15 protein-coding genes, 1 tRNA gene and 1 pseudogene are annotated in these 14,790 nt (G+C 61.6%); 7 read left to right on the forward strand and 10 right to left on the reverse strand.

Annotated elements, in window-relative coordinates; all coding sequences use genetic code 11:
• The first annotated feature begins 86 nt into the window (after positions 1-86).
• A complete protein-coding gene (locus ASE72_RS19610) occupies positions 87-353 on the forward strand; it encodes a winged helix-turn-helix transcriptional regulator (RefSeq protein WP_268795889.1) in 267 nt (88 codons plus the stop codon).
• Between the two features lie 315 nt (positions 354-668).
• Here ASE72_RS19610 and ASE72_RS20640 read toward each other — a convergent pair whose 3' ends face one another.
• The 6 genes from ASE72_RS20640 to ASE72_RS08115 all read right to left on the reverse strand — a co-directional run bounded on the left by ASE72_RS20640 (position 669) and on the right by ASE72_RS08115 (position 6,412).
• Positions 669-887 carry a KTSC domain-containing protein gene (locus tag ASE72_RS20640; protein WP_056019428.1) on the reverse strand — a complete coding sequence of 73 codons (219 nt, stop codon included), beginning with the start codon at positions 885-887 and terminating at the stop codon, positions 669-671.
• Positions 888-892: 5 nt separating this feature from the next.
• Positions 893-2,797 carry an ATP-binding protein gene (locus ASE72_RS08100; RefSeq protein WP_056019430.1) on the reverse strand — a complete coding sequence of 635 codons (1,905 nt, stop codon included), beginning with the start codon at positions 2,795-2,797 and terminating at the stop codon, positions 893-895.
• A complete protein-coding gene (locus tag ASE72_RS08105; protein ID WP_056019432.1) occupies positions 2,784-3,986 on the reverse strand; it encodes an SIR2 family NAD-dependent protein deacylase in 1,203 nt (400 codons plus the stop codon). Before ASE72_RS08105 ends, ASE72_RS08100 begins: the two co-directional genes overlap by 14 nt.
• Before the next feature lie 339 nt (positions 3,987-4,325).
• On the reverse strand, positions 4,326-4,487 hold the full coding sequence (locus tag ASE72_RS20200; RefSeq protein ID WP_156350305.1) for a hypothetical protein: 162 nt from the start codon (positions 4,485-4,487) through the stop codon (positions 4,326-4,328).
• 231 nt (positions 4,488-4,718) lie between these two features.
• Positions 4,719-5,786 (reverse strand): helix-turn-helix domain-containing protein, encoded by a 1,068-nt coding sequence (locus tag ASE72_RS08110; protein ID WP_056019435.1) that lies wholly within the window; start codon positions 5,784-5,786, stop codon positions 4,719-4,721.
• Positions 5,787-5,791: 5 nt separating this feature from the next.
• A complete protein-coding gene (locus ASE72_RS08115) occupies positions 5,792-6,412 on the reverse strand; it encodes a hypothetical protein (RefSeq protein WP_056019438.1) in 621 nt (206 codons plus the stop codon).
• Between the two features lie 316 nt (positions 6,413-6,728).
• Here ASE72_RS08115 and ASE72_RS08120 point away from each other — a divergent pair, with 316 nt between their 5' ends.
• Positions 6,729-7,571: a hypothetical protein gene (locus tag ASE72_RS08120; protein WP_200916216.1), complete on the forward strand. Its 843-nt coding sequence runs from the start codon at positions 6,729-6,731 to the stop codon at positions 7,569-7,571.
• Between the two features lie 98 nt (positions 7,572-7,669).
• Here ASE72_RS08120 and ASE72_RS08125 read toward each other — a convergent pair whose 3' ends face one another.
• Both ASE72_RS08125 and ASE72_RS08130 read right to left on the reverse strand, forming a co-directional pair.
• Positions 7,670-7,891 carry a hypothetical protein gene (locus ASE72_RS08125; protein ID WP_156350307.1) on the reverse strand — a complete coding sequence of 74 codons (222 nt, stop codon included), beginning with the start codon at positions 7,889-7,891 and terminating at the stop codon, positions 7,670-7,672.
• Positions 7,888-8,181, reverse strand: coding sequence for a hypothetical protein (locus tag ASE72_RS08130; RefSeq protein WP_056019447.1), 294 nt, complete (start codon positions 8,179-8,181; stop codon positions 7,888-7,890). The genes ASE72_RS08125 and ASE72_RS08130 overlap by 4 nt, the downstream gene beginning before the upstream one ends.
• 261 nt (positions 8,182-8,442) lie before the next feature.
• Here ASE72_RS08130 and ASE72_RS08135 point away from each other — a divergent pair, with 261 nt between their 5' ends.
• The 4 genes from ASE72_RS08135 to ASE72_RS08150 all read left to right on the forward strand — a co-directional run bounded on the left by ASE72_RS08135 (position 8,443) and on the right by ASE72_RS08150 (position 11,618).
• Entirely contained in the window at positions 8,443-8,754 is a 312-nt protein-coding gene (locus ASE72_RS08135) for a hypothetical protein (protein ID WP_056019452.1), read from the forward strand.
• A 106-nt stretch (positions 8,755-8,860) separates the two neighbouring features.
• Complete coding sequence (locus tag ASE72_RS08140) at positions 8,861-9,499, forward strand: hypothetical protein (protein WP_056019453.1); 639 nt, start codon at positions 8,861-8,863, stop codon at positions 9,497-9,499.
• Between the two features lie 14 nt (positions 9,500-9,513).
• Positions 9,514-10,464, forward strand: a complete 951-nt coding sequence (locus ASE72_RS08145; RefSeq protein WP_056019456.1) for an MvdC/MvdD family ATP grasp protein — start codon at positions 9,514-9,516, stop codon at positions 10,462-10,464.
• Positions 10,461-11,618, forward strand: a complete 1,158-nt coding sequence (locus ASE72_RS08150; RefSeq protein WP_056019460.1) for a hypothetical protein — start codon at positions 10,461-10,463, stop codon at positions 11,616-11,618. Before ASE72_RS08145 ends, ASE72_RS08150 begins: the two co-directional genes overlap by 4 nt.
• 237 nt (positions 11,619-11,855) lie before the next feature.
• Here the strand turns inward: ASE72_RS08150 and ASE72_RS08155 are convergent.
• Positions 11,856-12,509: pseudogene (locus ASE72_RS08155) on the reverse strand (tyrosine-type recombinase/integrase); the annotation flags it as partial.
• A gap of 437 nt (positions 12,510-12,946) precedes the next feature.
• Between ASE72_RS08155 and ASE72_RS21170 the strand changes: the two are divergent.
• Positions 12,947-14,602, forward strand: a complete 1,656-nt coding sequence (locus ASE72_RS21170; protein WP_443024736.1) for a recombinase family protein — start codon at positions 12,947-12,949, stop codon at positions 14,600-14,602.
• Here the strand turns inward: ASE72_RS21170 and ASE72_RS08165 are convergent.
• Positions 14,559-14,635: transfer RNA gene (locus ASE72_RS08165), tRNA-Met, on the reverse strand. The genes ASE72_RS21170 and ASE72_RS08165 overlap by 44 nt on opposite strands.
• Positions 14,636-14,790: the final 155 nt, after the last annotated feature.

The following is a 14,790-nucleotide window of genomic DNA, read 5'->3' on the forward strand; positions in this document are numbered from 1 at the left end:
CCCTTTTTGCCGTCTTGGTGGCGCTGTAGGGCGATCGCGAACCGACGAACGGGCGTCCGGATGAGGAGGGCGCTAAATATCTTCCTTTGGCGACGTGCCCCTTATTTACTGCGTACGGCGAGACCCAACTGTGGGCCTTCACGGCTTGTACGCTACGAGCGCTTGATGGCGACGGCATGGTCCACCGAACGGTGCATCCGGCCGGGCCCTCACAGGTGGAATACACGCTGACGGACCGAGGGCATTCGCTGACCGAGCCGCTTCGCGCCCTTGACACTTGGGTCGGAGCACAGCCCAACGAGATCGATGGGAACCGTATTCGCTATGATACCGCCGGACGGACCGAACTTTGAAATAGACTTTGAACGCCACAGTGAAGCTCGGATCGCGAAGTTGCGGCACGCGTTTTCCGGCAAGACACAGTTGTGGACGTTCAGCGCGCGCTGCCACCGCTCGTCAAACGGGACAGCATCTCATCGACGCGCTGTCCAGCACGTCATTCTTGTCGAATGAAACCGCGGTGACGGTCGGTGCGAGCGTCGGCATCGCAATAAGACCGGCTGTTCAGTCGGACTTTTTGACCCTGCTGCTTGAGGCGGACAGGCGCTCCTGCTCTGCGCTCGCTCCCGACACCTCGCCGAACCTATACTTTGCCTCGGATCAGGGCTTTAGACCCGGCTGTAACGATAATGACCCTTGATGGATGCCGCGAGGAATTCCCCCTTCGATCCGGCCTGATCTAAGGCCTGAGCGATCTGCGGCGGCACCTCGTAATAATGATAGCGGCTGCCGTTGAGAAATTCGACCTCGAGCAGCAGCTGATCCTCGTCATAGCGGATTGTGGCGATGTTCGATGAGGCAAAGGGAGCGAGTTCTTGCCAAGCCATGTGTGTCATTCCTTTTTGGGTGGAGTATAGACCGGGTTCTGCTGGAGCCAGGTCTCGACAAAATAGCGATAGTCCGCAGGGACATGGGCCTTCAGATTCCAGCCGCCCGGTGTCATCGATTCTTCGGGTGCAACCTCATCGCAGATCAGTGGATCCTGGCTGTCAGGGCGACGATCGCGGGGCGGCGCCTGAATCATGGTGCGCATCGGCAACCGAACCGCTTCACCTAAGATAATCGCTTCACCCGTGCGTAGCACCGGTAACATGCTCGTCAGGCCATCAAGATTGTCCGAGAGCGCGCTGGTCACGTGCGAGCGATCGGTGGAATTGCTCAACCGCATTGCGAAGAAGGTCCCGCATTGCGACAGGATTGTCGGGTTGATCTCAGCCGGGCGTTGGCTGACGATCATCGCGCCGATCCCATATTTGCGACCTTCCTTGACGATGCGCTGGGTCGCGATCGAGGCCGCGCTGCTTCCATCGTCGCCAAGATAGCTGTGCGCTTCCTCCATCACGACGAGCAGCGGGCGCTCGCGCCCCCCCTCCGAAAGGTTCCGAGCCCAAAAAAGGCCATCGTAGAGAACGCGCAGGATGTTGCCGATGATGTCGTTCGTTACGGTTGAGGGGATGCCCGACAGGTCGAGGATAGTGATTGGCTTGTCGCTGCCAAGCCATTGGCTGACCAAGTCAGCTAGCGTCTTGATCGTCTCGCCGTCGAGGCTAGGATGCCAATCACCGGCCTTCAGCAAGAAGTCGTACCGGGCGACGCGGAGCCGCGCACCCAACGCCTCAAGCGGCCCCCGTATGTTGAGAACGTCCGGAAGCCAGTTGATCTTCTCCGGGTCGTTCGCGACGCTTTTGACCTTACGAAAACGTGGCGGAATGCCGGCCTCGGCATCGCCCAAGATTTTCGCGTTGGAGGCGTCAAGCTCATAGGCCCAGTTGGCTTGATCCGCTGGGCTCGCGCCACCAGCACTGAAATAGGTGCCGAATTCCCGGCAATAGAGTCCGTGCCAGAGCTTGTTGAGCGAGAAGGGTACCGGGCTGTCGGCGGTGATGCTGGCAGGGTCCACGCCGGCGATGGGTTGGACTGCGAGGCTCGCGATCTTTGCCGCGAGGATCTCCTCGAGGATGATGTTGCGGGCCTTGCCATCGGGTGGGAGGCTCCCGAACGTCACCCGCAACAACTCGTCGAAACTCAGCGCCCAAAAGGGAATGCACAGCCGGTGTTCGTTGGCGTAGCGGACGTCGGGGCTGATCTTGAAGATGTTCGCGCGATCGCCGAGCGCCTTGCCATATTCGCCGTGGAGATCGAGCACGACGATCCGCGCCGACGGAAAGCGTTCTTCGTCTGACAAGACATTCAAGAGTCCCGCGACTGTCGTCGACTTGCCCGAACCGGTTGTCCCAACCACGGCGCTGTGACGGGTTACCAGCTTGTTGACGTCGACCAGCGCATCAATCGACTCGCTGCCCGCGACATGACCGACGCGGACAAGGTGGTTCTGCTTGTCCGACCGGCCATAGATCGCCTGAAGATCAGCCTCGGACACAAGATGGACCTCGTCCTCAAAGGTTGGATACTGCGAGATACCGCGCTGAAACCGGCCCGTCCGATAGCCCTCGCCGATCAGCTGGACCGTCATCCAGCGTAGGCCATTGGGCATCGAGAGGGCCGCCTTCTCGGGCACCGCACTTGCTCCTACCTGCGAGACAATGCCGTAGAGATCGACATAACCGACCGGGATTTTGACGAAACTTCCGATCTGGCCGATCTTGTGTCCTTGGCCCTGGACGAAGCTCAGGCCCGAGAAGCGGTCCGACGTCAAAGTGACGCTGACAGACGTGCCGCTGACATCCTGGACCGTGCCGATGACGGTCGCCCGGTCGGCGACGTCAGGCCGGATCATCGCTCATCCCATCACCCGAAACGCCACGCAAGAGCATGCCGAGCGCGGCGAAGTCCCCAAGCCGCAGGGTAACCTTGTCGCCATCCTTCACGAGAATGCTGGACGGCAGCGCGAGATCATCGGTCCCTTCGCCCGACCACTCACCGATCGTGCGGCCGACGATCGCCTTGTCGAACCCAAGAAGGCTCAGATTGGGCGTCGCCTGGGCGCACTGACGTGCGAGTTTGTAATTCTCCCACTCAAGCTCACCGAACACGCAAGCGAAGACATGCGCGGTCGGATTGGCCTCTAGACTGCGGCAGATAACATCGTTGATATGCTCGTCTGCGAACGAATAGCCGCAGATGAAGAGCAGCGACGATGGCGTGAGCAAGAAGGCCTTCAGGCGATCGAGCATCGCGAGATACGGCATCTTGCGGCTCTGGTCATATTTGAGGTGAGACGGGTAGATCAGATAGCTCTGCTTGTCGGTCTTCTCGTCGCTGCGCACGACATTGTTATTGCCTTCAAGACGCCAGTTGAGCGAGCCGTGAATTTTCCAGAGCCGCGTCCAGCGCGGCGGCAGCAAGCCCTCATCCTCGACCGCGCCAAGGTCGAAGAAGGCCTTTCGCGCGCCGATGAAGCCATCGAAATAGGGTGCCGAGCTCTCCTCAAGCGCCTGCTCCATCAACAGGTCGTAGTTGGTCGTGAAGAGATGGACTGGCCGCTCGCGACGGATCGAACGACTCCAGATCGCAAGGTTATGATAGGGGCTGTCCTTAGCCGGAAGCTCGCGTCGGACCTCTTTGGAGATTACTTCGCAAACCTTCGTGTCGAGGGCGATGAGCTCGGCGGCAGTCAGTCCACGCACGTCGCCGGCGCCGGCGACGCTCGCAAATACGCGAATTCGGCTGAGCAGGAGCTCAATATTACCACCATCGCCGCCGTCATCGGTCACGATCGCAACGATCTTGTCCCAAGTCGACGGGTTGGCGGTGTCTTTGCTGGACAGCTGCTCCGCGATCACCCTCGTCAACCCCGCCACGTCCCAGATCAGCGGATCTGTCACGGTCTTTCCGCCTTCCTCCCGTTCATTGACGCGGATCGACAACGGGCACCCCGCACCCAGGAAGAAACCTATCGGTTTGCGGTTCTGCGACAGGGCTTGTTGGATGAAGCTGATCTGACGAGCTGGATCATGTTTATGCATCTTACCCCCTCGCCGGCATTATTTTTTGACCGAAAACATCTGCCCGTTATCTTGTGCCGGCACAACTCTGTTAAGCTAAATTGGATTTATTTTGGGTTTTCCAGACGACACCCGTATTAGTTTGTCATCTATGATTTTTGATTTCGATTGCGCAAAGGGTGCCGACGACTTGCGGACAGCTGCCGAAGCGACTGACTGAGTTTGATGAAAGCTGCCGTTCCAAGCCCGATCCGCGAACGACGCATTGTGATCGACGCCGGTCGGCGCGTCCTGGGACAAACTCGTCGTTCCCATGCCACAGCTTGAACGTCGGCTTTTGTCAGAAGCCGACGTTCGAAGTTACGCTCCCTGTTCGGACGCATCGGGAGGCACGGCGAGTGCGATGGAGACGTCATCCACCAGCTTCCGGAATCCGGGCAGCTGCGGCGCACTGATACCGGTGCCGCAGAGGAACACGACATTGCCCGCGAGCAGAGCGTCGATCAGTTCGCCGGGGAACATCTGTCCATGGGCCGAGTATCGCAGTGCCACATGAAGCACCTTCTCGAAGCTACACGGCGACCGAATGCTCTGGTCGAACTGGAGACTTCATCCCGTCGACCACCGGCTTCACGGCATGACGTAAAGCCTCGTATCGGCCGCGGCTAATGACCTCTCGTTGCCAACGGCCGACTGAAAGAAGTCGCTTTGTAACGAGTCCGCGCGGATTTGCGCAGTGCTGACCTTTCGGTGCTAGACCGCTCGCAATCTGACCGTAGTCTCTCCACCGTCGGAGACCCCACCCGTCAGCCTGTGCAGGATGGCATCGAGTTCCCCGGTGGGCACATTCAGTTCGGCCGCGATCTGATCACGAGTAATGCGTTCGCGCCAGAGCGCCGTGAAGATTTGCGGCCACAGCGAGGAAGTCTCAGGCGGCAACCCTTCCGGCTCCTGCCGTCGGAAACCGCGGCTCGACATCTCAATGTTCAAACTGCGGTTCTGCCATTCGCTCACGACCCGAAGCTTGTGAAGGCGGTAGTTGAGTGCAGCGACGGACACGCCCCACCGCTTCTTGGCACGGATCAGGTTTTCTAGATCGGTGACGTAGCGGATGCGGCTCATCACATCGTCCGTCGGCATCAGGAAGGCCGAAGCGAATCTATCGGCCTCGCTCTCCGCCTGCCGGCTGTCTTGCGGCGCGCCATGCCTGTGCATCACGAGATGACCAAGCTCATGAGCCGCATCGAACCGGCTGCGCTCGGTGGATTTGAACGTATTCAGGAAGACGAAGGGATTGTCCCCCCGCCAGCAGGAAAATGCATCGACGTTGTTCGTGTCTTCGCAAAGCGAGAAGACCCGGACTCCCTTCGATTCGAGCAGCTTGATCATGTTGGAGATGGGCAGTTCGCCCAGCCCCCAGTTGGCGCGCACGACCTGCGCCGCCGCCTCCGGGGTCGCGTCACCGCGAAGTTCCGGAACGTCGGTCGCTGGGAGATTGAAGCGATCGGCCACCCAGTCGATGAAGAGATATGCGATCACCCCGGCGGAGAGGGCAGCATCCCGTTCCCGGGCGGTCATCGACGACAGGCTCCGGAAACTGGCGGCCTCCGCCGGCAGTTCGTCCACGTCCTCTGCGAAGAAGAAACCACGGGGAAAGTTGAGCGCGCGCGCCAAAGCCTCGACGGTATCGTCCTCCGGCTCGTTGACCCCGTTCTCGAGGCGCGAGATCGTGATCGGCGAAACCCCGATCGCCAGCGCGAGGGCGCGCGCGGTCAACTTGCGCCGCTTCCGGCCAAGGATCAGTCGCTGAGAATTAAACACGCAATTTAGACCTTTCGGGTCACCGAAACTTTGTACTCGGCCGACGGCTCGCCATCGTCCTCGATCGGCACCGATGCGCCCCAACCGCCCTTCTCTACCAAAAGGATCCGCTCATGAAACCCGTCGAACTGCTCCCCGTTGATCGCCTTGGGAAACGATAGCTCCGCGCGGACGTCGTCACCATCGCTATAGACGAACAGGACCCAGGTCGATGCTGTGACCTCCACAAACTTCTTCGCCTGTTCCTCGGGCCACAGCTCGTACTGGCCAAGTTCGATGGCGCGCGCAGATCCGGCCCCCTTCTTCGATGTCGCCAGCGGTTCGAGCAGCGGATCGCCTGCCCGCTCGGCGTTCTGGAACACCACCTTGATGCCGATCTCGGGATTGAAGATCGATTCGATATTGTCCCGGCGACAGACCTCCCACCCCCGCTGGACGAATATGCGCCGGAGCTGCCCTGTCCCCTCGATCCAGGACAGAAGTCCGCCGGCGCTAAGCGGGTGGTAGCCCGTGGCGTTGCGCCTGCCGCCCACCGCCGCACTCACGACATCGAGGAGCAGATCGCGACGCAGTCGGAGCTGCGCCAACCGCGGCACGATCTCGTATTCTTCAGCAAGGACCGGCACTGGCAAACCTCGTGTTAACTTCTAGCCTCTCGTATGAGGCCAAGAATGTTAACATGTCAAGCGTACAGACTCCGATGCAACTGCATCCGGATACTTGATCGAAGATCGTTGTCTGGAAAGCCGTCATGTCCGACGTGGATCCGTCGTGAGCGGCGGCTCAGCGAATGCCTCCGCAATGCCATGGCCTGCTGCATCGCGACCTGCACCAATGGCGTGATGGCTTGAGATCACATGGTTCATTCCAAACTGTGGTTCGGGAGTTGACCATCGCCCCGGGCAGTCGATTCTTGGGAACGAAGGCCCTACGCATGATGGAATGACCGACGATTTCTCGCGTGACCGATCTTCAAGGCTGGTGGACCGCTACGCGCAATACCGGATCGCGCTGGACGAAAGACCGACGGGCGGAAGGTTCATGCCGTACCGCTGGTGGGCGTTGCCGGATCGGCTGGACGTCGCGTGGATGGCATACAGGGAGATGCTCGGTGATTATGCCACGGAACTGGCCAACATCATCAACGACCTGACCCATCATGTCGCCCGCCTTCGCGCTTGGGACGTTGTGATAGCGGGCCTCGACAACGAGGAGCGACATGAGATCAGCCACGAATTCATCGATGTGCTCGGCACGGTGGCGCTGGGACAGCCCTACGCCATCAAGTCGCGCTTCGCGTTCGCCGTGGGGCATCTCTCGCATCAAGCCAACCAGGCTGCCGATGGCGCTGGGTGGGTGGACGATTTTCCGGTCAGCAACCTCTACCTCAACGATATCGAGCCGTATTGCTCATCTTGGAAGAGATATCGCACCTTCAAGCTTCGGCTCGAGCCATTGGCAGGCAAGGATTTTAAAAACGCCACCGACGACTTCCGCAACGTCTACAATCACGGTTTCTCTTCGCGCTTCGTGATCGGGATGACCGGCACGGTTTCGAGGATCGTCCGGGACGGCCGGGTCGGCTACGGTTTCGGCGGCAACGAACCGCTCGGCATCGCCGACGTGGCAGACCTGCTCGCGACCGAGCGCGACCATTGCTACAGGACGTTCGAAGCTTTTCAGGCGCTCGTCGAAGAGCAGGTCGCAGCGATCATAGCCGTCGAGACGGGCGGTCAGGTGATGAGCGGCGGCAGATCGATTCCCCGTACCCAGGACGGATCATAGTCCTCGGCTTCTTCCAAGGTGATCGTAGTCGCTTTTGCTTGGCCGTAACGGGGCGATCTCCGTCGCGGCTGGAGCCAACGCTCTTCGAACGCCGGTGCTCACCCCCTGCCCGTTCTCGCAAACGCCTCCTGGCCTAGTGCCGTTATCCGCAACCCGTCCTCGCCGTAGTCGTCATCATGGGCCTGTTCGATCCATCCTTTGTACAGCATCGATTCGAACGTGAGTTCGCCGATGCCGGTGAACTTGGCGGCAACCTCGATATCGCCGAGGCAGAGTCGCCGCAGGACCTTCTCCTCGCGAGAGTTCGGACGGTCGCTCAAGACCGCCCAAACCATGCCGGAACCCGCTTGGCGGTCTTCCCCGCCGCGTCGTCCGCCTCGCGCAGATTGCTGGCGATGTAGAACACGAAATCGTGCGCCGCGTCGGAAGCGGTCATGCTTGGCGGGATGATGCTGCTCGCTCGAAGCGCCTCCTCGCAGTTGCCGAACATTCCCGTCGCGCTGATCTCGTGCCGGTACCTGTCCGCACGGTCCGGGTCGCTGGCGAGATTGATCGCGTTCGACAGGAGCAGGGTCTGCACCATCCACAAGAATTGTTCCGGCTTCTCCATCTCTTCCCCGCTGGTTGATCAGCCCGGTGTCGAGCCTTGCGCCATACTGAAACCTGCTATGCTGTCGAGCAAGCCCAAGCTGATGGCAGGTTGCGATCGCCCCTCGAGCCGATGCGGCTCGCAAAAGTGCGCGTGGCGATCTGCACTTCTGCTGCAGTTCGCAAGCTAGGCGATGCATTTGCATGTTAGACAACCCGGGAGACGTGTTCTACGTCCGTTCACCGTACGTGCCTTGCACGTCCACATCGACGGAGCCGTGACATGCCTCTCACCATGCTGACCTTCATCGCCTTCTATCTTAACTCGGCCATTGATTCCGGTCGCTACGATGATCTCGGAATCGACGAAGTGAAGACGGAGATCGAAGCTGGGACCATCTTCGCTTTTCTCCGGGCACGTCTCGGCGCCGATTTGGATCTAAGTATTCTGAATGAGAGGGATGAGGCGGAACTTCTCGTCGAGTGGCAGGACCTGCTTGCGGCGGTGAACGAGCGCCGCAAGATGGGCATCGAGAGGCGGGGGCTCACTCTTCTCGTGGCCTACCTCCTCGAAGGTATCCAGCGCCGTAAGTGATTTCATCGCGTTCTCAGTTTTCAGCGTGATCCAAATTGCGGAGACTGTGACGGCGCCATAGACAAGCGAATGCGGGCTCAGCGCCCGAACCGAAGGGGAAGAAGCCATGCGGACCAACTCTGACTTGACGACGACTGCGGTACCCCTGCTCTTCCGGTACGGTGTGTCGCGCACCTCGGGTGTTGAGCTACCCGGGCATTACGACGCGAGTTCGCAACTGTGGGTCATCGAGACCAGGGACGGGTTCGTCTCCGTCGTCGAGGTAGCCGATCGCGCCGACCTCGATACCAGCACGGGCACACGTGTCCGCCAGGAAGGAGATGACGAGGATTTCTCAAACAACGTCGGTTTGGCCGCCGCCCATGTTGGTACGAGCACCCTCACCCTGGTAAGGCAGGAGACCGACGACGACGACATCTCGGGGGACGCAAGTCTCTGTATGGCCTTGCTCAACACCAGCACGCTGACGAAGGTGCGCCAGGAGAGTGCCGATGACGACCTCACCGATGACGAGACCATCGGCACCCCCCGTCGGCTTGGCGCGCTCGCCGAACTCGCGACGAAGACCGACGTGCAGCAGGAGAGCGACGACGAAATCAACGCGTCGACGATCCTCGAGTTGGAAACGAGGTCGTACAGCAATCAGGAAGGGTCCGACGATGACTTCCCCCCGATGCTGCTCAAGCTGCAGCCACAGATACTTGCTGGCCGCGAGGGCTGCGATGACTTCCCGATGACCCACTGAGCGGATAGCGCACCTTGATCCTGCTGGTAACGAATAAGCGCGACCTCACCTCCGACATCGTCGTGCTCGAACTGCGACGACGCGGCCTGCCGTTTTACCGGCTCAACAGCGAGGATCTGCCCCAAGCCACGATACGGTTCGACCCGCGTCCCGATCAGGGCTGGGAGATCGACTTCGACGAGAAGACACTCGCGCTGCGGGACGTTCGGTCCGCCTATTATCGCCGGCCCGGCGCTCCGGAGCCGAGACCGACATCGGATGCCGCCACCCAAGAGTATCTGACCAACGAATGGTCGGCGGTGACGCGCGCGCTCTGGAACGCGCTGGACGGCCGCTGGCTGAGCTCTCCGTTCTCGATACTTCGAGCCGAGGACAAGCCGCGTCAACTGGCACTGGCGGCGACACTTGGGTTCAACCTTCCCGAGACTCTTATCTCGAATGACTTCGAGGCCGCGGCCGCGTTCGTCGCGAAGGGCGGCGCGATCGGCAAACCCCTGCGTCACTCCTTGTTGGATCGCGGCGATGCTGGCGAGGTTCTGTTCACCGCTCGGCTCGATCCTCTGAAAAGCATGGACCGTGACGCGGTCGGGTTGGCACCGGTGATATACCAGCGGGAGGTGCGAAAGGGGTATGACATCCGGGCGACCGTGATCGGTGACCGCGTATATGCCGCCGCCATCCATTCCCAGGAACATGACGAAACGCAGGTCGACTGGCGTTCGGGCACCCGGCTCGATCTCCGGCACGAGGCGATCGAATTGCCCTCGGACCTCACGGCTCAGTGTCTGGCGCTGACGCGCGGGCTGGACTTGCGCTACGGTGCCATCGACCTGATCGCCGACGAGGACGGCAAGCACTGGTTTCTCGAAATCAACCCGAACGGTCAATGGGCGTGGATCGAACGCCGCACTGGCCAGCCCCTCGCGGCGGCGATCGTGGACGAACTCGCCGCTATCGCGGCGTGAGCAAGCTGACCGATCTTTGCCAGTTCGTCTGGCCTTGGCTCGAGAAGCACACCCCGCAGGAGCTTCAGGCGCTCGAGCATCGCAAGACGCGGGACGAGGCGCGGATAGACGCCCTCGACCTGAGGCAAGACCCGGAGGTCGCGCTCGATGAAGCACGCCGCGTCGCGGACAGCGAGAACGAACGACGTCGCGGCACCGACCAGAAGGCCGCGACGTACCTCCCGCTGGTCGCAGCGCTGATCCCGTTGATCCTCACGGTCGTCAGCGCGCTGTGGGAGAAGAAGTCGGGCAGCGCGCCAGTGTGGATCAACATGCTCCTACTGGGCTTGGCGGTCGCCTACACGGCGTCCGCTGGACGCTGGGCGTTCAAGGAACTGCAGGTCTCGGTTTCGCACGAACTCGGTCTGGGCGATTTCGAGCGGGCATGGGGAGCTCCGCACCCCACCCAGACCCTGGCGCGACGCTTCCTGCTTCACACGCGACGGAACCAGGACGGCATAAACTGGAAGGTCAGCTGCATAATCATGGCGCACGCCTTTCTGCTACGCGCCTTCCTCACCTTTTCCCTGCTGTTGGTCGCCAACATCGGCTGGTATCTTGGTGGTGTCCTCCTCCATGCATCGTTTCCCGTTCGCGGTCCGACGCTAAAGACGCCTCAGCAGGCTGTCGCCGCGATGGTGTCGGTAGATCGGCTGGCGGACGAGTTGAAGACGGTTCCCGCTTGGGATGTGCTCGAAGCTGACTGCCGACATCGGTCGGGCGGCCGCGCCGCCTTGAAGGTCATACCGGCTGACACGTTCGCGGTCGCCTCGACGCCACTGGCATTGCGGCCGGCGGCCGGGGAGCTCACAGCCGCTCGGAACATCCGCTTTGAATGTCTGGGTCAGGTGGTAGGGCGTTCGCGGGCATGGTTCGTACCGGTCCGTTTGAAACCATCGATGCAGACGCCATCCCTCCCCGAGCTGCTAGGCGCCAGCTCTTCTCGAACCATACTCGAGGTCAAACGGAATTGGCCGTCATCGAAGACGCGCGAGGATCCCTCCAGACTGCCGCCCGCGCTGCTTCGGCAATCGGTTAGGCTGCAGGCGGGTAACGGACAACCACGCGCGCTCATCGTCACCGCGATCACTCCGGCCGCGATTATGCGAGGCTAGGCTGGCCGAGGTCTCTGGCGTCGGTTTGGGCGGTGCGAACCGCGGTCTTTCAACGGCGTTTGGCGAGCTGGGCGCGTGCCGGATCGGAGCGCCTATCCAATTACGCGGGGGCGGATTTCGACCGGATGCTGCCGCGTCGACGCGACATCTTTGATCCTTGATATCCGGCGTTTTCGCTGACCCTTGAACCGATCAGTCCGCCCAACTGAAGTGGGCCGCGTTCCCATCCCAGTATGACAGCCACCCATCGACGTGCAATACGCCCTCACGCCGACCAACTCTCCACCACTCCCGCAGCAACGCCAACAGCCCGACCGGGAGCATGGCGTTGCGATACCGCCCGCCCTTGCCGCGCTCGACCCGCAGCAGCATGCGTTCGCTGTCGATGTCACGTACCTTAAGAGCGGCGACTTCGGCCGCGCGCAAACCCGCGCCATAGGCGACAGACAACGCCGCCTAGTGCTTGAGGCATGTGGTCGCAGCCAACAGCCGCGCGACCTCGTCATGACTCAACACTATCGGCAGCTTGCGCACATGCCGCATGCGGGCCAGCTTACGCGCCAGATCGGGCCGGTCGAGCGTCTGGGTAAAGAAGAACCGCAGCGCCGACACGATGGCGTTCATGGTCGGTGCCGGCACGCCTAGGTCAACTTGCTCGATCTGGAAGCGCCGAACATCTTCCGCCGTCGCGGTGTCCGGCGGGCCCCCGAGAAACGTTGCGAACCGAGCGACGTCGCGAATGTAGTTGCGCTGCGTCTCGTAGCCGAAGCGGCGTATCTCCATCTCGTCGATGAGCCGCTGGCGTAGCGGGCTGACGGCAACAACCGGGGTGAGATGGTCATGGCAGGACTCCTTCTTGTGGAGTCCCGATGCTCTGCTTGCCTCCCGCAGCGTTCAACCGCCGCGCTACGCTCGTTGTCTCACCTCAGCCGCGCCGCACGCCCCCCTCCCGCGCAGCGGGTTCGTGCTTCCACCAGTATGAACACCAGTAGATCGGCCGACGGTGGCCCGCCGATGCCTTGTCGTAACTATGTGGGAAGGTTGGAGTCACGCCGATGCCGCGCATCCCAACTGGCTTAGATGCCGTCGCAGCCGCCCTCCCCGCTCCAAGATCTCGCGCTGGACCTTGCGCGTCTGCTGGCGCGCGACCTGGCGCGGCAGCAGAGAACCCATAAGAATGAAGTCGCCCCGAAAACAGGTAGGCGAACATCATGACGACCTTCGTTGCGAATGCAGGAAGCACGAATGGAGGAAAGATGAAGCGGTGTGCGATATACGCGCGGTATTCGACGGACAAACAGGACGTGCAGTCGATCGAAACGCAGCTGATGATGTGTCGGCGCGAGGTCGCGCGCGCGGACTGGCAGGAGGTGCTCTGCTTCACAGACGCCGCGGAGTCGGCGGCTACCATGCACCGCCCCGGCATGAAGGCGTTGCTCGCGGCCGTTGCCGCAGGTCGCGTCGACATCGTCTACGCAGACGCCATGGACCGGCTGTCGCGCAGTCAGGCCGATATCGCGACATTGTTCGACCGACTCCGGTTTCTCGGCATCGTCCTGGCGACGCGCAAGGAAGGCATAGTCACGCCGCTGCACATCGGCATGATCGGTACGATCAACGCCGAGCAGCTGAGCGCCACCAGCGACAAGACGCGCGATGCGCTGGTGCGTCGTCACGCGATGGGGAAGAATCCCGGTGGCTCTGCGTACGGCTATGAGAAGCGCATCGAGCACGACGGTAACGGCGAACGCATTCGCGGCCTGCAGCAGATCGTGCCCACCGAGGCCGCGGTGGTGGTCCGGATCTTCGAGGACTATGCGGCCGGCCTGTCGCCCATAGCCATCACGCGACGCCTCAACGCCGACGGCGTACCTTCCCCGCGTAGCGGCAAGGCCAGCAGACATCCGCTCGGCAAGGCCGCGGCGTGGACACCGAACACGCTGACCGGCAATGCCGCACGCGGCACCGGCATCCTCAACAACCCGCTGTATGTAGGCCGACGGCCGTACGGCAAACAGACGTATCGCAAGAATCCGGAAACGGGCAAACGCCATGCCTTCGTCAACCCGGAGGACAAGCGATCCGATGACGTCGAGTCCCCGGCGCTCGCCATCGTGCCGCTCGAGCTGTGGAACCGGGTCAAATCCCGCCAAGCTACGCTCGCCCGCACAGCGCAACCGCGTACCGAGATGACAAGCCTGCCCTTCTTCGCGCAGCAGCGCCCCCGGTATCTGCTAACCGGCAAGATGACCTGCGGGAGCTGCGGCGCGAGCTATGCGAAATCGGGCAAGACCCGGTTCGGCTGCCAGGGCGCTGCCAAGAAGGGCCCCACCTGGTGCGACAACCGGCTGACGATCCGCCAGGACGAACTCGACACACGCGTGCTGGCGGGCCTCGCGAGCGAGATGCTGCGTGACGATGTTGTCGCAGCGTTCCTCAGCGAATACGAGGCAGAGACCCGTCGCCTGACGGCGGAAACCTTCGACGCCCGCCCCGAGCGGGAAGCCGAACTGGCCAATCTCGATCACCAGCTCGGGCGCGCCAAGGCAGCTATCCTCAAAGGCGTGGATGCGACGGTGTTTTTAGACGAAATGAAGATCTGGACCGAGCGACGCAAGGCGCTGCTCGCCGAACTGGAGCTTACCGAACAGGATACCACCCAGGCGGTTTCCCATGAGCCCGAGCTGCTTACCCCGGACCTGGGCCGCGTGTACCGTGAGAAGGTCGAACAGCTCACCGCGGCCTTCGAGGACGAAGCGCTGAGGGCGCAGGCGTTCGAACGGTTGCGCGCACTCATTGAGACTGTGGTGCTGACGCCGGAAAACGGTGATCTCGCGATCGACCTGCGCGGGGAGCTGGCGTCAATGCTCGAGCTATGTGCCGGAGCGGAAACGCAAAAAGCCTCCGCGGAGGTGACCGAGGAGGCATTGCAAATCAAGATGGTTGCGGGGACAGGATTTGAACCTGTGACCTTCAGGTTATGAGCCTGACGAGCTACCGGGCTGCTCCACCCCGCGACGGCACGGCTTGCGTGCGTTGGGTGTAGAAGACGTTGTGAATGGGTTTTGATATTCGTGTGCTTGCATGTTGCACGGGCTTCAATGCCTGGCGACGACCTACTCTTCCATCGCTTGAGCGATAGTACCATTGGCGCAGTCGGGTTTCACGGCCG

This window comes from Sphingomonas sp. Leaf20, assembly GCF_001421535.1.
Classification (GTDB): domain Bacteria; phylum Pseudomonadota; class Alphaproteobacteria; order Sphingomonadales; family Sphingomonadaceae; genus Sphingomonas.